The organism is Acinetobacter sp. CFCC 10889 (assembly GCF_003268395.1).
Taxonomy (GTDB): domain Bacteria; phylum Pseudomonadota; class Gammaproteobacteria; order Pseudomonadales; family Moraxellaceae; genus Acinetobacter.
Genome location: NZ_LQXQ01000008.1, coordinates 22,995 through 42,562, shown reverse-complemented (window position 1 = coordinate 42,562; position 19,568 = coordinate 22,995). Strand labels below are relative to the sequence as shown.

At 35.6% G+C, this 19,568-nt stretch carries 15 protein-coding genes and 1 pseudogene; 5 read left to right on the top strand and 11 right to left on the bottom strand.

Annotated elements, in window-relative coordinates:
- Positions 1-40 precede the first annotated feature (40 nt).
- On the top strand, positions 41-826 hold the full coding sequence (locus tag AVJ19_RS04350; RefSeq protein ID WP_111858572.1) for a hypothetical protein: 786 nt from the start codon (positions 41-43) through the stop codon (positions 824-826).
- A gap of 55 nt (positions 827-881) precedes the next feature.
- On the opposite strand, the gene proB is transcribed toward AVJ19_RS04350, so the two are convergent.
- Together proB and cgtA are read right to left on the bottom strand one after the other, a co-directional pair.
- On the bottom strand, positions 882-2,015 hold the full coding sequence (gene proB, locus AVJ19_RS04345) for a glutamate 5-kinase (protein ID WP_111858571.1): 1,134 nt from the start codon (positions 2,013-2,015) through the stop codon (positions 882-884).
- A gap of 23 nt (positions 2,016-2,038) precedes the next feature.
- Complete coding sequence (gene cgtA, locus AVJ19_RS04340; protein WP_111858570.1) at positions 2,039-3,253, bottom strand: Obg family GTPase CgtA; 1,215 nt, start codon at positions 3,251-3,253, stop codon at positions 2,039-2,041.
- Between the two features lie 289 nt (positions 3,254-3,542).
- Here cgtA and prfH point away from each other — a divergent pair, with 289 nt between their 5' ends.
- Entirely contained in the window at positions 3,543-4,133 is a 591-nt protein-coding gene (gene prfH, locus AVJ19_RS04335; RefSeq protein ID WP_111858569.1) for a peptide chain release factor H, read from the top strand.
- A 58-nt stretch (positions 4,134-4,191) separates the two neighbouring features.
- On the opposite strand, the gene AVJ19_RS04330 is transcribed toward prfH, so the two are convergent.
- Positions 4,192-4,569, bottom strand: coding sequence for a winged helix-turn-helix transcriptional regulator (locus AVJ19_RS04330; RefSeq protein ID WP_111858568.1), 378 nt, complete (start codon positions 4,567-4,569; stop codon positions 4,192-4,194).
- Positions 4,570-4,686: 117 nt separating this feature from the next.
- On the opposite strand from AVJ19_RS04330, the pseudogene AVJ19_RS04325 reads away from it, so the two are divergent.
- A pseudogene (locus tag AVJ19_RS04325) lies at positions 4,687-5,545 on the top strand (SDR family oxidoreductase).
- 63 nt (positions 5,546-5,608) lie between these two features.
- Here the strand turns inward: AVJ19_RS04325 and AVJ19_RS04320 are convergent.
- The 7 genes from AVJ19_RS04320 to uvrB form a co-directional block, all read right to left on the bottom strand.
- A complete protein-coding gene (locus AVJ19_RS04320) occupies positions 5,609-6,289 on the bottom strand; it encodes a hypothetical protein (protein WP_111858567.1) in 681 nt (226 codons plus the stop codon).
- Between the two features lie 4 nt (positions 6,290-6,293).
- Entirely contained in the window at positions 6,294-7,028 is a 735-nt protein-coding gene (locus AVJ19_RS04315; RefSeq protein WP_111858566.1) for an MFS transporter, read from the bottom strand.
- 173 nt (positions 7,029-7,201) lie between these two features.
- Positions 7,202-7,678, bottom strand: a complete 477-nt coding sequence (locus AVJ19_RS04310) for a hypothetical protein (protein ID WP_111858565.1) — start codon at positions 7,676-7,678, stop codon at positions 7,202-7,204.
- 117 nt (positions 7,679-7,795) lie between these two features.
- Entirely contained in the window at positions 7,796-9,253 is a 1,458-nt protein-coding gene (locus tag AVJ19_RS04305; protein ID WP_111858564.1) for a glyceraldehyde-3-phosphate dehydrogenase, read from the bottom strand.
- A gap of 222 nt (positions 9,254-9,475) precedes the next feature.
- On the bottom strand, positions 9,476-10,405 hold the full coding sequence (gene rarD / locus AVJ19_RS04300) for an EamA family transporter RarD (protein WP_111858563.1): 930 nt from the start codon (positions 10,403-10,405) through the stop codon (positions 9,476-9,478).
- 95 nt (positions 10,406-10,500) lie between these two features.
- On the bottom strand, positions 10,501-11,028 hold the full coding sequence (locus AVJ19_RS04295) for a lipocalin family protein (protein ID WP_111858619.1): 528 nt from the start codon (positions 11,026-11,028) through the stop codon (positions 10,501-10,503).
- Between the two features lie 186 nt (positions 11,029-11,214).
- Positions 11,215-13,236: an excinuclease ABC subunit UvrB gene (gene uvrB / locus AVJ19_RS04290; protein WP_111858562.1), complete on the bottom strand. Its 2,022-nt coding sequence runs from the start codon at positions 13,234-13,236 to the stop codon at positions 11,215-11,217.
- A gap of 448 nt (positions 13,237-13,684) precedes the next feature.
- Between uvrB and AVJ19_RS04285 the strand changes: the two genes are divergently transcribed.
- Entirely contained in the window at positions 13,685-16,426 is a 2,742-nt protein-coding gene (locus AVJ19_RS04285) for a TonB-dependent receptor (RefSeq protein ID WP_111858561.1), read from the top strand.
- A 593-nt stretch (positions 16,427-17,019) separates the two neighbouring features.
- On the opposite strand, the gene AVJ19_RS04280 is transcribed toward AVJ19_RS04285, so the two are convergent.
- Entirely contained in the window at positions 17,020-17,340 is a 321-nt protein-coding gene (locus tag AVJ19_RS04280) for a hypothetical protein (protein WP_111858560.1), read from the bottom strand.
- Between the two features lie 114 nt (positions 17,341-17,454).
- Here AVJ19_RS04280 and AVJ19_RS04275 point away from each other — a divergent pair, with 114 nt between their 5' ends.
- Positions 17,455-19,365, top strand: coding sequence for a hypothetical protein (locus AVJ19_RS04275; protein ID WP_111858559.1), 1,911 nt, complete (start codon positions 17,455-17,457; stop codon positions 19,363-19,365).
- The last annotated feature ends 203 nt before the right edge of the window (positions 19,366-19,568 follow it).

The following is a 19,568-nucleotide window of genomic DNA, read 5'->3' as shown; positions in this document are numbered from 1 at the left end:
TGTGCAAACGAGCAAAAATAAACAATAAAAGAGGAAGTATATGAATAAAATTTATCTATTAAAACAACGCTCTTTTATGTTTAATGATGAAAATTATCATTGTGTACTTGATGGTGAGTATGGTGCGATCACCTATAAAAGTAACCATTTAGAAGATTTAACTGAGCAATGGAAATCCTTAGAATTTCAATATGCCCATCAAAGTTCATGGTTGCACATTAGTAACAATGAAAATGAGTTATACAGCAGTCTCACTTTTCAAAAAGTGATTCAAAAGCATAAGTGTAATAGTACAAATCAATACAATAATGATCAAATATTAAGCAACCTAAATAAAGAAGATTTATTTGATATTTTAATCGAGTTAGATGCAAATGCCTTTTCATGCATTGAATATATAGACTTATCAGAGTTTTATGTCCTTTGGAATACCACAGAAGATCATTACGATATCAGTGATGCAAATGTTCCTGAACTTGAACCACCACAACTTTTTCTGAGTAAAGCTGAAAGCTTAGAAAAACTCATCAATAATTATGCTGTAGCAAAAAATATTCCAGAAAAATTAGTAGGCTCTTTGCAGGAATTAAGTGAATCTCCGACATTGCTACAAGCGATTATCGAACAATATCCATGTTTTCACTTTAAAAATAATCTACTTAAAATCAAGGAAGCGGACACAAATGCAATTCTTGCAATCAATGGCTTATTAAAGATTCCTCTTTTTGCGTATAGAAAATTATCTTTAGATGAAATTATTCAGATTGAACTAAATCTTAATAAAAATTTAGAAACTGATTGTGATGATTTTAAAGAATATCTATAAATAAAAAACCTCGCTAATTTTGCGAGGTTTCCATGTTAAAACTTTACTTTTAAAATCAATAGATTGCCATGTGATTGCGATGAATCATTTCCAAAGAACGTGCTTCACCTAAAACTTGATGAACTTTGTCCGAAGCTAAACCTTTCACAATGTCAGCCGAACGAGAACTAAAATTCACTCGCCCTACAGCGACACGATGACCTTGTGTATCAACACACTCCACCACATCACCACGATCAAAATGCCCTTCAACCGCTTTTACACCCACAGGCAACAAACTACGATGGTTTTCTTTAATGGCTTTCACAGCACCATCATCCAAAACCAAACGCCCTGCGGTTTGTAAATGCGCAGCAAGCCATTGTTGATGCGCTGTGACACGATCATCATCAGTAATAAATAACGTACCGAGTAATTCACCTGCCATTAAACGAGCCAGAACATTGTCACTTTCACCACTTGCAATCAAAGTTGGACAACCAGACTTCGCAGCCAAACGAGCAGCACGGACTTTGGTCAGCATCCCACCACGACCAAACTTACCACCACCACCTGCCATATCAAACAACGACTCATCCATCGCACGAACTGTATCAAACAATTTTGCATTTGGATTTGAACGAGGATCAGAGTCAAACATGCCCTGTTGATCTGTCAGGATAATCAATAAATCTGCATGGACTTGACCTGCCACCATTGCAGCCAAAGTGTCATTATCCCCAAAACGAATTTCATCGGTAGAAACTGTATCATTTTCATTGATCACAGGAATAACACGCCAATCAATCAGGTTTTGCAAAGCATCACAAGAGTTCAAATAACGGCGGCGATCTGCCAAATCATCATGGGTTAATAACACCTGTGCAGTTTGAATGGCATGATTTTCCAAAACGCTTGACCACGTTTGGATCAGCCCCATTTGTCCAATGGCAGCACAAGCTTGCAGACTGGGTAGATCGGTGGGTCGATTCTCTAGCTTCATGCGAACCATACCTTCAGCCACAGCACCTGATGACACTAAAATAATTTCGTGCCCTGCATTGTGTAGATCTGCAATTTGTTTCGCCCAATGCGAAATTGCATCCAAATCCAAACCTTGCCCATTTGCTGTGAGTAAAGATGATCCGATTTTAACAACGATACGTTTTAAAGCCTTGAGCTGACGTTGCCCATCTACCACTTCTATCATCTTGTCCTCAGTTGTACGTTTGCTTAACGTACGTAATACACTTCCATTTCGCCATCATCACCATCGTCTTCTTCATCGTCATCACCCAACATTCCTGCAAGGCGTTGTTGACGGCGCATTTCACGATAAGCTTCTTTTGCGGCAATTGTTTGCTCACGTGTTTCAGCTTCAAGCTGATCACGGAAAGCTTTGATTTCTGCTGCATATTCAGGATCTTCAACTTCACGTTCGTGTTGTTGTTCGATTTGATCCATCAAGTAATACACAACATCTTTGGTTCCTTCAGATGTTAAACCTGAAGTTTTAAATACAGGTCCATCCCACTGTAATTCTGCAAGAATATGATTACACCATTCTTCTCGCTCAGATTCAGCGATTTGGTCAAGCTTATTTAAAACCAATACAATGGGTAACTTTGACAATGTTGGAGAGAATTTTTTCAATTCTTCCAAAATTGCTTTCGCATTATAAGCAGGGTCAGAACCATCAATCGGTTGTACATCGACAATATGTAATAAAATACGTGTACGTGCCAAATGCTTCAGGAAGCGAATACCAAGACCTGCACCTTCTGCTGCACCTTCGATCAGACCAGGAATATCCGCCATCACGAATGAACGATGACTATCTGCATCCACTACGCCTAAGTTTGGCACCATTGTCGTAAATGGATAATCCGCAACTTTTGGTTTTGCCGCAGACACTGCACGAATAAAGGTGGATTTACCTGCATTCGGCATACCCAGCAAGCCTACATCAGCAAGTACTTTTAGCTCTAAACGAACTTCACGAAACTCACCTTTTATTCCATGCGTACATTTACGTGGAGAACGGTTGGTTGATGATTTGAAATGGGTATTCCCTAAACCGCCATCCCCGCCTTGTGCAACTAAAACTTTTTGACCATTTTCAACCAAGTCGCCAATAATATCGCCTGACTCAGTATCGACAATCGTCGTTCCTACAGGTACTTTTAATGTAACAGTTTCACCACCACGACCTGCACAGTTTGCACCTGCACCATTCTTACCACGTTCAGCACGAAATCTACGGGTATAACGATAATCTACAAGTGTACTGGTGTTGTCATCAGCTTCGATAAAAACGCTACCACCACGACCACCATCACCACCATCTGGACCACCAAACGGTACGAATTTTTCACGGCGAAAACTAGCTACGCCATTGCCACCGTCGCCAGCCTCTACGGTAATGACTGCTTCATCAACAAAGCGCATGCTGCCAATCCTCTAAAATCTTTAAAACCGCATATTCTGCCATATTTTGAAAAAATTCTCGAATAGAATTATTCAGCAAAAGCCTAAATTTGATTCATTTTATGAAACTCAAGGCATAATTTTGGTAGATTCAGGTAAATATAAATCAGCTTGCATTAAATTTTTTATTTTCACATGATTTAACACAATCAAATTTAAATCCTTATTTAATTTACAGCACTATTTTGACAACACCTGCTATTGTGCGTAAAATCACCAACGTAATCTCTTCAATATAAGGAAAATAAGATTGCCCATCGTCCAAATTAGTGCTGCGCTTGGACCCGCAGAATGTGAACTTGCTGTAAAATATACCCTGCAAGAATTAGAAAAAGATGCAAAAAAGCAAAACATACTTTTTGAAATCCTTGAATCCAATCCTACCCAACATGGTTATTCTTCTGTTTTATACAATGTTTCCGATGATGCACAGCTTTGGTTAAATACATGGCTGGGTACAATTCAATGGACATTTCAAAGTAAAATTCGCCCCAACCATAAGCGTAAAAATTGGTTTGTGGGTATCAGCCAATTTGCCACACCACAACAACTCCCTGCCGATGACACAATTCATTTTCAAGCCTGTCGTGCCTCAGGTGCAGGTGGGCAACATGTCAATACGACTGATTCTGCCATTCATGCAACACATGTTGCTTCAGGCATCAGTGTAAAAGTCATGTCTGAGCGTAGCCAACATGCAAACAAACGTCTTGCCAAAGAGTTAATTGCTCTCAAACTTCAGCAACAATTAGAAAATAATCAAGCAAATCAAAAACAAAATCAGCATTTACAACACAGTTTAGTTGAACGTGGCAATGCTGTACGAAGCTTTAAAAAGTAAACCAGACTAAACGCAGAATATACGATTTAAATAGCATGCAATAGCACAGAGTTTACATTCAAACCTTTGCCACACTTTGTTTATTCTGCAAAATTTCAGGCAAGCTGCGCTCAATCCAACCAATCAAATAATTCAATTTTTCAGCTGCTTGTGCGCCTAAAAAAGTCAGTTGATACTCTACTTTGGGCGGTACTTCAGGATAGACCGTCCGTAAAATAAAACCATCTTGCTCCAATGTTTTCAGGGTTTGCGCCAACATTTTTTCACTTACCCCCTCAATGCGCTTACGTAATTCACTAAAACGTAGCACACCATCACTTAAACTCCGTAAAACAAGCACCGCCCACTTACTGGTTAAATGCTCCAAAATCTCACGTGATGGGCATTCACTGGATAAAACTTGACCAATTAATTCACTGCACGCATATTGACTCATCAAAATCTCTCCTTTAAGTGAATAACTTACTTTTAGGTATGTACTTACAATTAGAAAGTATTACTTTTAAGATAATAGCATCAAGTTTAAAAAACAGACAAGTCAAAAGGTAAAAATATGAAAACTGCTATTACAGGTGCTACAGGTCAACTTGGTCGCTTAGTCATTCAAACATTACTCAAAAAAACGGCTGCAAAAAATATCGTCGCTTTAGTTAGAGATGAGCAAAAAGCTCAAGACTTACAAGAACAAGGTATTACTTTACGTCATTTTGATTATGATCAACCTGAACATTTAGCGGATGCTTTACAAGAGATTGATCAGTTGTTATTGATTTCTGCTAATGAGATTGGTCGTCGTACCCCACAACATCAGACCGTGATCACTGCCGCACAACAAGCAGGAGTAAAACATATTCTCTATACCAGTTTATTACATGCTGATCGTAATCCTTTAGGTTTAGCGCAAGAACATCGTGAAACTGAAGCGTTGATTCAAGCCAGTGGTTTAACATTCACATTTTTAAGAAATAATTGGTACAGTGAAAATTATTTAACCAATATTGCACATGCTGTTGAAACAGGTACACTTTTCGGCAGCGCTGAACAAGGCAAAATCAGTTCAGCCTCTCGTCAGGATTATGCTGAAGCGGCTGCACAAGTGTTGGCAAGTTCAGGGCATGACAATAAAATCTATGAATTGGCAGGTTCTAATAGCTATAGCTTAAGTGATTTAGCTGATTATATTTCTCAAGCAGCAAATAAAAAAAGTGATCTATCAAAACATCAGTGCAGAAGATTACAAGCAAGCTCTAAATGCTGCGGGTCTACCTTCCGCTTTAGTCGATGTTATTGTAGATGCCGATGTCCATGCCGCACAAGGCGCATTATATAGCCAAAGCCAAGATTTAGAGCACTTACTTGGACGTAAAACCACACCTATTCAAGATCAAATTCAGACAATATTAAATCCTTAAAACTTATATCAAATCAAAAATAATCCTTCTACAACGAGGGATTATTTTATGCTTTACCATTTGTTAGGGATGAATATTTTTCACAGGTAGATCAATCTGTAAATCTAAATCAGCCAATGATTGACGTTTGCTGTTATACATCGTGGCATTAAACTTGGCTATTTTTTTCATGGTCATCGGATCATTGATATTCAACACAGGTTTAAATTTATGCTTTACATAAACATTTAACATTTCATTAAACTCAAACTGCACTTGTCCACTAAACATAATTTTGATGGGTAATTGATAGGTTCTTTTAAGATGAAATGGCACATCAAGCTGTACAGGAATATCCACTTTTATCGGAAATTTTGGCAACAATTTACTTTGATAAATCAAATCTGTTGTAGCATCCAAAGGCATAATCGTATTAATTTTAATATTGGTTTGATAATCAATATCGACTGAAATCGGTGTTTCTACCACAAAACTTAAATCTGCCGCATAACGTCCTTTTAAAGGTAAATTTAACTTACGATCAATGACCAACTCCGTATCTAATTTTCCTACTGCTTGCGTTTCAAGATAATTTCCCACATGAATTTGTGTGGGTAATTCATCAGAAAGTTGAATCTCTGCATTGTGGGCTGAAACTTGCATAGAGGCTTGTAAGTTTAAATATAACCAAAATAAAACAGCCACCAATAAGACAACCAAAATAAAACTCACCAGCAAATTACGTATCGTATGAAATACAGCCATAGATTTACTCCTTTGCTGACTCAGGAGGCACTACTGCTTTGACTTTTTCCGTTTCACTTTGAGAAAGCCGAATACTATTTAAAGGAATTTTTAAATCACCCTTTTGAATTTTCACTGGTAAAGTATTTTTGACATCAACCGTTGCATCCAAACTCGATTTGATTGGAACATTTAAATGCCCTTGAATTGGAATATTAGTTTTTAATGTTGCAGTCAGTGGAATATGTAAATTTTCTTTGAGCACTGTGCGTACAGGTGCATCAAATTTTAAATGTACTCTTTGATTTAATGGGACTTGTAAATCTATTGGTACTTCCATTTTTATGGGAATAATACCTTTCAATGGCAAAGTAATATCTTTACCCATGACCTTGACCTGAACTTTGGTGTCAATCGGCATATTCTGATCAACTTTTAATACTTCTTTTACAGGAATTGTGGTTTGAATCGGCACAACATTATCAAAATAAACATGAGGAGTGAGTGCTTGCTTCACAGGTAAATTCAAGTTTTCATTAATTGGAATTTCGGCATTGACACGACCAGTCACATCCACATCCAAGGCATCATGAATTTTTACTTTAGCTTGTAATGGCTCTTTTAAATCAATATTGACCGCTTGATTTTCAAGTGGAATATAAATATTAAAATGCTTAAAGACCCAGATCGCAATCAGTACACCACATAATGCAGCGAATAAAATAAAGACAAGACCACCCACAATATGTTTAGTTTGCAAAATTCGTCCTTAAACTCAATATTTGTTTTACTTGTCATCATTTTAGTCATAAATGTGATATTTTTATCGTTTTATTGTGTGTATGAAATGTCTATTTGTTCACAAAGCAAGCGTATTATATTCATTTTTTAATTCACCCTATTACTCACCATGATAAATAATAGGGCTTGTTTTTAATCGAATACTTCAGACCAATAACATTGAACTATGGTAAATTTGCCTTCTTTTCTAATCACTAAACCTGCATCTTCAACTTTTTGATTTTTATTCCACTTTATTTTATTAAACTGTTGCTTCGCTGCTTGTGTAGAAAGATCAAAATATAAATACTCACTTAACGTTCTAGAACGCCCCCATGAAAATTCTATTTTCTTTACAGGCAAACCCTTATAAACAGTATTTTTAAGTGTATAAACAGTTGTCGTATAGGCTTGATCTTCATCAAAATCTTTCTTTACTACCTGATTTTTTAAAATTTTCAGAATCTCATCTTCATTTTTATGTAAATCATAATGATCTCGAATCGCACAATTATTTTCAAAACGATCTTGTAAATGCGGTGTTAAATCTAAAGTTGTACTAGATGCTGCATGCGAGAGCGTTGCAAAGCTCATTCCTCCAAGCATGATCATTGAAATCATATTTTTCATAAAGTTTTCCATTCATTGAAAATTATTGGTAATAAGTATATTTAATGTAATTACACGATTTATATTGATATAAAAAAGAGCTTCAATTGAAGCTCTTTTTTATGACTGCTTTAAAAATTAAGCATTTGTTTCAGCAGGAACTTTTGGATAACTTACGCCACCCATTTGTTCAGCAATACGTAATACTTGGCAGCTATAACCCACTTCGTTATCGTACCAAATGTACGCAGTTAAACGGTTACCCGAAGTAATTGTTGCTTGTGCATCAAATACGCCCGCAGTGCGTGAACCGATAAAGTCAGATGATACAACTTCAGTCGAATTTGTATAACCAATTTGACCTTGTAGGTTTGAATTGATTGAAATTTGACGAATGTATTCATTCACTTCTTCACGATCAACTTCTTTATCTAAAGTTAAGTTTAAAATCGCAAGAGAAACGTTTGGTGTAGGAACACGTACAGAGTTACCTGTTAATTTACCTTGAAGTGCAGGCAATGCTTTCGCAACTGCTTTTGCAGCACCAGTCTCAGTAATCACCATGTTTAATGTTGCAGCACGACCACGGCGATCTGCTTTATGGTAGTTATCGATTAAGTTTTGGTCATTGGTAAATGAGTGAACTGTTTCAACGTGACCATTAATCACCGTGTATTTGTCATGTAACACTTTTAATGTTGGTGTAATTGCGTTGGTTGTACAACTTGCAGCAGAAATGATGTTATCTTCAGCTAAGATATCTGCTTGGTTCACACCAAATACAACGTTCTTCATATCACCTTTACCAGGTGCAGTCAGAATTACACGTGCAGCGCCTGGGCATTGTAAATGCTGTGCAAGACCATCATTGTCACGCCATTTACCAGTGTTATCGATCACAAGTGCATTTTCGATACCATATGCTGTGTAATCTACTTCAGCAGGGCTAGATGCGTAGATCACTTTGATGAAGTTACCATTTGCAATGATTGCTTCATTTTCTTCATCTACAGAAATAGTCCCTGCAAATGGACCATGAATAGAGTCACGGCGTAATAAAGACGCACGTTTTTCTAAGTCACCGTCAGATGATTTACGTACAACGATTGCTTTTAAGTTTAAACCACGACCCAAACCAGATTGGCTGATGATTAAACGTGCAAGGATACGACCAATACGACCGAAACCGTAAAGTACAACATCTCTTGGCTCTACAGATGCAGCATTACCTGCTAAAGATTGAACTGCATTTGCAACAAATGCATCAACATCGCCGCCTTTTTCTTTAAATTCAACCGCAAGTTTACCCAAATCAACTTCTGCAGAACCGATGTTTTCGATTTTCGCTAAAGCTTCTAAGATTGGGAAAGTTTGCACAACAGAAAGTTCAACATCTAACACACGTGTACGACGATGTGTTTTAAGAATTTGAATCACTGAACGGTTCACTAAAGAACGACCGTAAACAGAAGTGACAATATTTTTTTCACGGTACAATTGTCCGATTAAAGCAATCATACGTTCCGCGATTTCTTCACGGTTTTTCCAACGACCTTGATGCTCTGCGTGTAGGGCGATGATAGTGTCTTTGCTCACAGATACGTCCTCTATTTTATGTATATCTAGACTTAGTTTAAAAACCCCAACATTGTAATGGAATTCTGGTAAAGAATGAATCGAAAGCTGATCAAGCAAAGCACTTTTTGTTGTATATTCATTATAAATTTACAAAATAACCATCATTATTTTAATGATTTCTAGTTTCAATCACCAAATCACATATTTAAATACAGATTTTACCATACGATCGCACTGATTTTACTCAAGGCGTTGCTCTATATTCTCTACATTTCTTTTTAGATTTTGTGTATTTCGCTTTTGTTTATACAAATGCAAACTCCCCTCAATCACTAAAATTCCCACCGCACACCAAATCGGAATATAAGTCAGCCATTCGTCTTGGCTAATCTTTTCGCCCAACACCAAAGATGCCAATGCCAACAACACAGGCTCTAAATAACTCAACAAACCAAAGAGTACCAAAGGCAAATAACGACTGGCTAAAATATAACTTCCTAAACCAATCGCACTGAGTAAACCCAAACCCGCTACTACAAGCCATAAATAGCCATGCTCAATCAGCATCGCAAAAGGTGCATCTCCCATCTGTACCAAATAAATCGCTACAGGCATACAAATGAGCAGATCCCACCAAAAACCACCTAAATTATCCGTTTTAATCTGCTTACGAATCAGGAAATATAGTGAATAGCCCACTGCTACCGCCATCGTTTCCCATGCGATACTTCCCAAACGCCAGATTTCATGCCCCACTCCAAATACAGCACATAACACTGCTAACATTTGTAATTTGGATAATTTTTCTTTATAAAAAACACGACCTAAGAGCACTAAAAATAAGGGCAATAAAAAATAACCCAAGGACACTTGTAGCCCTCGTCCATTCATTGGTCCCCATAAAAATAACCACAATTGAAAACAGGTCAGTGCGGAGGTGATAATCAAAATAAGTAATAAGGTAGGTTTTGCAACGATGCGATGGTAAATGGTTTTTACATGCGCCCAATCACCACTATAAAACATAAATAGCGTTAAAAAAGGCAAAGTTGAAATGATACGCCAACCAAAGGTTTGCTGATTATCAAAAACATGAAGTAACTGACTATAGAAATATAAAACACCAAAAGTGACCGATGCCAAAACGGATAATGCAACACCTTTAAACATCTATCACCTCTCGCTTATTTCATAGAGGTATTATAAGCATATTTATGCAAATGTAATTGAAAATTCAACTATCAATATCAATGAGCAACTTTAAACTAGGGATCAGTCTGCTCGGAACGCACCATGTCTTTAATACTAAAACCGAGAGTTTGTGCATAACGTAAATACTCAGTGACTTTTTGCTCATCAGGATGAGGGGTCCGTGATAAAACCCAAAGATATTTACGTTTAGGTTCACCCACCAATGCCATTTGATATTGCGAATCTATTTTCAAAATCCAATAATCCCCACGAGCAAATGGCACCCAACGCAAAGCTTCAGGTAAAAAACTCACTTTGATCTTTGAGTTATATGGTGCATTGCTGACAAAGCCCTCACCCAAAGAACGTAATTCATTTCCCTCTTGATCTATACAGCGATTATCGACTTCCACATTGCCATATTCATTGATGGTATAACGTGCAGTGACATTTTTTTGACATTCTTTTTGGAAAAATAAGGGCTTACGTGCAACCTCATACCAAAGCCCCAAATATTTATCCAACTCGACTCGTGGCACAGTGGCAAGCGAACGATCTTGTGCATACAATGTTGGACTCATGACCACAGTTGCCAACAACATACCCCGTAAAAATATTTGGCTATTTTTATGACAAATTGTGGGTATTTTTTTGATTAAATTCACACACTACCCTCACATTTTTTCGAACTTATAATTATTAAAATAATCATAAATTTAAGCTCAAATTGTAGCTTTATGTATCTCTACATTCCGTAAAGCTTACAATCTAAGCCATGCTGAGTGCAACTATTGTAACATTAACGCTTTTAAACGCATGATTTCATCACGAATTCGAGCAGCTTGCTCAAATTGTAATTCTTTCGATGCTTTTAACATTTCTTTTTCAAGTTTAGCAATATGCTTAACGAGCAGTTTTGGATTGGACAATAAATGCTGTTCATCCGCACTCATGACTTGCGCTTGATCAATAATTTTTTCATCAATTTGATCATCATCCAACATTTCGCCTGTATCAATTTCTTTCACCACTTGACGCACAGCACTACGTGGCACAATGCCATGTTCTTCATTAAACTGAATCTGTTTGTTACGGCGGCGTTCCGTTTCATCTATCGCTTTTTGCATTGAATCGGTAATGCGATCTGCATATAAAATCGCTTTACCTTTCACATTTCGAGCAGCACGACCAATGGTTTGAATCAATGATCGTTCTGAACGCAAGAAACCTTCTTTATCTGCATCTAAAATTGCAACCAAAGACACTTCAGGCATATCCAAGCCTTCACGTAATAAGTTAATCCCCACCAACACATCATGTACACCTGAACGTAATTCGTGAATAATTTTTACCCGTTCAACCGTATCAATATCTGAGTGCAAATAAGCAACTTTAACCCCATATTCTTTTAAATACGATGTTAAATCTTCTGCCATACGCTTCGTTAAAGTCGTCACTAGAACACGCTCATCCAAGTCTTTTCGAATATTAATTTCAGATAAAACATCATCAACTTGGGTCAATACTGGACGAATTTCAATTTCAGGGTCAATTAAACCTGTAGGTCGTACTACCTGTTCAGCCACTTGTTCAGATTTTTCTAATTCATATTTTGCAGGCGTTGCACTGACATAAATCGTTGCAGGGATGATACGTTCCCATTCTTCAAATTTCATCGGACGATTGTCCAAGGCACTCGGTAAACGGAAACCATAATTGACTAAGTTTTCCTTACGCGAACGGTCACCTTTATACATTGCACCAATTTGTGGAACAGTCACGTGAGATTCGTCAATAATCAACAAAGCATCTTCAGGAATATAATCAAATAAAGTCGGTGGTGCAGCGCCCTCTGGTCGCCCTGATAGATGTCGTGAATAATTTTCAATACCGTTGGTATAGCCCAACTGTTGCATCATTTCCAAGTCATATCGAGTACGTTGTTCAATGCGTTGTAATTCAAGCAATTTATCATGTTCTTTAAAATATGCTTGGCGTTCTTTAAGTTCTTCTTTAATCGTACCAATCGCACGTTCTAAGTTATCTTTTGGTGTGACATAATGACTTTTTGGATAAATCGTAATACGTGGCACTTTACGCACCATTTTTCCTGTTAACGGATCAAACCAACGGATCGAATCGACTTCATCATCAAAGAGTTCAATACGAATCGCATACTGGTCTGATTCAGCAGGGAAAATATCTAAAATTTCACCTCGAATACGATAAGTTCCTCGTAAAAATTCAAGTTCATTACGAGTGTATTGCATCTCGACCAAACGGCGAATCAGGTCATCACGGGCAATACGATCACCTTGTACCACATGCAACAACATACTCATGTAAGCATTTGGATCACCCAAACCATAAATCGCAGACACAGAAGCGACAATAATGGCATCTTTACGTTCTAAAAGTGAGCGTGTTGCCGAAAGACGCATTTGGTCAATATGATCATTGATCGAAGAATCTTTTTCAATAAAGGTATCAGATGATGGTACATAAGCTTCAGGCTGATAATAATCATAATAACTGACAAAATATTCCACAGCATTGTTGGGGAAAAATGCTTTAAATTCACCATAAAGCTGTGCAGCAAGGGTTTTATTATGTGCCATGACAATGGTTGGTCGTTGCGTCTGTGCAATCACATTCGCCATGGTATAGGTTTTGCCTGAACCTGTAACGCCAAGCAAAAGTTGATCATGCAAGCCTCTATTGATCCCATCCACTAATTTTTCAATTGCTTGTGGCTGATCACCCGCAGGCTGATAGTGTGTAACGAGTTCAAAAGGTTGACCATCTTGCATAAAAATACTTCGACATCATAAGAATATGTCTATTATGGGGGCAAAAAAAACACATACAACTATTTTAATTTCTATTATTTTTTATAAATAGCATTTAGATCAATGTTTCTTAAAAGCATGAAAAACAATACCAAAAAGCGAAACTCAACCCAATGATACAAATATCAACACTTTTTCCTTTATTGCCTTGAGTACAACGTATTTTACATCTTCCACAAGCATGTTTAGATATAAGGTTACCTTTAGTAGGCTGTATCGCAAGATATTTCCAAAACAATAATAATTTAATTATTATTTAAAATTCAAATATTTATATTAAATAAAATTTTTAAATATTTACCAGAAAGCAAAATAATGTAAAAAATAAGGATAATATAAGTGATAATTATTATCATTTAGTGTAAGGTTTGTCTAAATTTGTAATTATGTGATAAGCAAAGGTGTTGATATGCGTTCAAAAAAGGTAGCTCTTCAAGGTACAAAAAAAATATTAAAAAATATACCTACAATCCCAATTAAAACAAATCTTTATCTATCAATGTCACTCATTACCTCTACAACATGGGCTAATGACGAAAAACCAGAAAACATTAGTGTTCTCCCTACAATTGAATTTACAGCTCAAAAAGAAAAGACACCATTTAAAAATGGAAATATGGATATCACGAGAACAGAAAATGATATTCAAGCATATAAAATTATTGACAATACCGAGATTGAAAACTCAGGAGCAACATCAATAAGTGAGTTAATTCAAAAAGTTTTACCAATGGCAAGTAATGGTTCATCTGATACAGGTGGAGCACAGGGTTTTACAGGAACTTCAACTCAAATAAATTTAAGAGGTTTAGGTGCTAGTCAAACTTTAGTACTAATTAATGGTCGTAGAACCGCAGGTATTGGTAATAGAGGAACATCCGAATCTACCGACCAACCTAATTTAAGTAGTATTCCCCTTGCTGCTATTGAACGTATAGAAGTATTACCAACCTCTGCATCAGCTATTTATGGTGGTGGAGCTGTAGGTGGTATTATTAATGTTATATTGAAGAAAAATTATGTAGGGAATGAATTAAATATCCGATATGGTAATAACTTTAATGGAGATGCTGATGCAAAAACAATTAATCTTGTCAGTGGTTTTTCATTAGAAGATGGTAAAACGAATGTATTACTGAGTGCCCAATATCAAAATACAGATTCATTATCTGTTGCTGATAACCCATATTATACAACAGAATGGCGTAATCGAATTCTAAAAAACAACCCAAATGTTATTTATGGTGCTAACCGTCCACCCGTAGGAAATGGTATCAATATTATTGCTGCAAAAGGAAATCTTAATGGTTTAGATAGTAATAAAACATTTATTGATAGAAATTATATTTATAATTCAAACACAATAAATAATGAGTTGAGTAAAAACCAAGGGAATTATGCATTAGGGCTAAGTGAAGGTGTCAGTAGTTTTTCCAAAGATACACTCATGATCCCTGAATCAGAAAATACTGCATTAAATATGAGCATCAATAGAAGTTTTAATAAAAAATTAGATGCTTATTTAGATGTTGGATATAACAAGATAGAAAATGAAGGATACTCGTCATATTATAGTGCTTCAAATGTTTTGGTTAAAGCAAATAGCCCGATCAATCCATTTAAACAGGATGTATATGTCACATTCCCTGCATCTTTACAACATAACTCAAGATCAGATTTTGAGACAGAAACTAAAAATTTTGCGACAGGGCTCGTCTATAAAATAACACCCAAATGGGCATTAAATTTAGATTATCAATATAGTAAAAGTGATGTGCAGTACTCATATGCAAGACCTCTTACTACCGTAAAATTAGCAGATGTAGTGAATAATGGTAGCTTTAATCCTTTTGACCCTGCTAGCTTCTATAAAAATATTTATGAATATGCAACTTGGCAAACTGCAACAACTGAACAAGAGTTAAATGATTATAGTATTCGTGCTTCAGGACCTTTATTTAATTGGTATGCTGGAGATGTCAATTTAACTACGGGTATCGAGTATCGAGATTATAAAAGCAAAGGGCAGGCAGATTGGGCATTGGATGTGCCGTGGGAAACACGTAAGCAAAATACACTCAGCTTTTATGGTGAAATGAATATCCCTTTAATATCACCTGAATTGAATTTAGCATATGCAAAATTATTAGATATTCAATTGGCTGCACGTCATGAACGATACAATATGAAAACTAGCAATGCTAAATTTGAAAGTACAACACCAACCATTGGCTTTAGATTCGCTCCGATTGATGATATTTTAGTACGAGCTTCATATAGTGAAGCATTTGTAGCCCCTGCTATGGCAAGATTAGCTCCTCCGATCTTAGGAGTAGAGACCTCCGAAGTTATGGATCCTTTGACAAATCAATTAGTCAATATCACAACAAATGGTACAGGTAATCCTAATTTAAAACCTGAAGAATCTAAGAGCTATAATTTTGGTTTAGTTCTAACACCAAGCATCATGCCTGATGTCAGACTCTCTGTTGACTACTATAAAATTAAGAAAAGTAATAATCAGATTAGTTTGAGCGCTCAAGATATTTACAATAATCAAGATATTTATGCAGATAGAATTCACACTACAGAAAATGGCATCATTGTAGATACAGGATGGACAAATGCCTTAAGTTTAGAAACCTCTGGTTTAGATACGAGTTTAGGCTATACATTAGATACAAGTATATATGGTCAATTTGACTTTAATATTGGATATACCCACGTCTTTGATTTTCTTCAACAGGATAAAATTGGGGCTCCTGAAAATCAAAATGTAAATATTCCTTCTCGTTCAGACGCACCGTTAAAGAATAGAGCAAATTTTGCATTAAATTGGCAACCGATAGACAATCTAAACTTAGGTTGGAATAGTCAATTTTACTCTAGTTATAAATTAGATCCAAATAATGCAGCAAATATTCAAACACAAGGTTCTGAAAAGATTGGAGCACAAATCTATCACGATATTTTTGTAAGAACCGGTATTAAAACGACTGGTAAGAAAAGTAATGATGTAGTCCAATTAACAGCTGGTATAAAGAACTTATTTGATCATAAGGAGTTTGATGTTGCTGGCTCTGGATATTATAGTAAATTTAATGATCCTAGAGGACGCCAACTTTATTTAAATCTAAAATATAATTTCTAAGAGTAGTCGAGTATTAAATTTTTTATACTGGTCTTTCAATAATGATATGACCCGTATCTCAAAACAAAAAACCTTTAAAAAAGAATGAGAACAATGCTAAAAAGCCTAGTTTATTTCTTATTACTAGTTAAGTAATATATATAAAACATATAAAAAAGATCTCTTTATAGGGGTCTTTTTTATTCTTATAAGGGTAATTCAAAGTAAATAATACTAGTAAATAATATATAAATCACAACAATAGACTATTGTTGTTCTCAACCAAATGAATGCTAATTTTTGTTTTACTTGGATACTTAACTCTTTTTAAATTGATCAATACATAAAACATACTTTAAATCAATTCAAGTATTCCTCTTAAACCTTATCGAAAATATCTTTACAATAACTAACAGTAAATACAAGCATGAACCAAATGAGCTACTCAAAAGCCTTAAATAAGAATCCTCAAAACAATAGATTCCAAATTTGATTAGAATCTATTGTCGGAGGCGAATACTGGTAAAAACCTTATTTCTTAGACAACACTTAACATCGCATCTAAACTGTAGCGAAATGATTACATTGCGATTTTATTGAAAACTCATTTGGGATTACTTTGCAGTAGCCAAGACTACATCTGTCTGCTTCATGTGAGCATTCAACTCCTCACGCACCATTCGGCAAACACCACGGCCTTCACTTGCATCTTTAGTGTTTTGGAACATAACATTGACAGCTGTTGTTGCAGCAACAATGTTCAAATTATCACGACTGGCAATGCGCTCTACCAATGCTTGATGAACTTTAGGTTCGCCATGCTCTTTGATAGCTCGTAATAAGTGATAGTGCTCATTATGACCCGCTAGTGCCTTATGAGAGGCTTGCGCTGCATCTAAAGTCTCCGTAATAAAACTCGGAATTATCTTACTCATATGGTATTTCCTAGGTAAGGTATGTAGTTAATTTTTTACGTCTAAGTACACACGATTTGATAAAGTTAAACCAATTGAAAGCTAATTAAAGCCATCAGTTCGAAGATCAGAATAATGCGGTTGCTTGATAAGCTCAAAAGTAAAATTGCGGTGATGAAGGTAAAAATGAAAAGAAATGCAAACACAGCACCAAATTGGTATCAAATAATAGATGATCTAGTGACAGGATCTTCGATTGAGACCACGAACATTACATATTGTCGTAACATTAAATCCCTTCAGTTAAGACGGCGAACTTGCGAGCTATTAGAAAAGAAACTGATTGACCATTACGCAACAGAAGTTACAAGTAAACTTTTACTTCAAATTTTTCTTAAGCAAGCTAAGTGCGCAGTTTACCGATTTAGGCGTCATAGTCTATTCCCTCAACGCCGCAAAGAGCAACATGCATACTTTTGGTTAATTGCATATCCACGACTACTTATATTTTTCAAAGAACATCAAAAACAATTTAAACAACACGAACCAATTTTTCATATTGTAGAATTCTTTGTAAACGAGCAAGCGTCGATACCTAATAAAAAAAACTATAAGCAACGTGCGGCCAAGATTGTGCACGGCATGATTCAAAACTCAACTAATACTTACTTGAATCAATCATCGCTAAAGCCAATTGAAGTTAGTCAATATTTTCCGCTTATTAACAATCGATCATACTTTACGCAAAAATCTGCACAATCTGCAACTTCGGAATTACTTGGCTCGATCTCAACCTTGAATAATAGGCCTATAAGTGAACTCACATATTTTAAAGAAGTATTACTTTCCCTAATATCAGCAGGAAGATTCATTTATTATTATTCGACTCACATAATAACACCGACACCTGAATTAAGTTCTTTGATGATTAAAAGCAACAATTATATAGAACAAAGTAATAAAGCTTTATATGTGCTACCGAAATATCATTGGGAAGTTGAAACACGTACAATTACAAGTGATCTAACCACGTATCTAAGCTATATAAAACACAAAGATCCCGATCTTTTTTTATACAAGAAAAAACATGTTGAAAAAGTTGAGAGGCCTACTAGGGAATTAATCGAATTTGATGAAGGGCTCTTTTTGCCCTATGTGTTTGTCCAACAAATATTTTCAGACTTACTTACAAGTGGAGATGATATGAATAAACGTCAAAAAAGGGTCAATATGTTGACACTGAAATTAGAGTCAACAAATAATATTAATTGGAAAAATTATTATACTCAGCTTTCTCGTTCTGAATTTTTAATGTTTGCAATTTTTTCTTCAGTATTAGGAGCAATCGAAAAAGGATATTTGAAAATTGATAGCTCTACTACTTCACTACTAGACTCCCTTATCTCTAATATCAGCGATTTGTCTAAAAAATCATATAAAAACGATGATATATATTTAAAAGAAACTATCATTAATATTCTTAATTTTATGACCAATATTTTCCTAAAATTTAACAATGAGTACCAATATGGAGAAATCGGAATTGAAGCTCATATTTTTTTATACGTATTCCAATTAAAATACAAGAACACGCGACAGCCAAATGAGTTCCAAAAATTTGAGTTAATATTGGATGAAACTGGTTTACTTAGTGAAAAAACAGCTTCACAAATTGTAATACATTCATATAACTCCAAGATTCATAGGTACTACAATAGCGACATAGATTTAATTTTTAATCCATTAGAGACTATAAATAAAAATTTAGAAATAATTTTTAAGACATTAGATAATCAAAATGCTGATTTATGCTCATTAACTCCAGAAGTTGCCAAACTCATCAAAAAGACAATTAACGTAGTTTACAAAAAGAAAACTCTTACATTAGTTTTTACTGGCGAACGTCATCATGAAGTTTTGACAAACATAAAACACAGATTAGTTGACTATTCCTTAGATAGCACTTTAAAGATTAATTTAAGTATCCAACGCTTCCAGTCCCTCACTACTGAGCTCCAAGAGTTTTTTATTGAAACCCTCACTTAATTAACATTACTACACGTTCGCCTTGTATGTGGACAAATATCTCCCTAAGCGAAGTCTTACCACTATTATTTCGCACCCACGATTAAGAACAATTTTGGGTCTATATTATCACGACATCTTCAAGCAACCGAAAAACATCATCTTTTTGAATCAAATCGAAACTAATCAACTTACTATAAAAAATGTCACAATATCAAATTTTC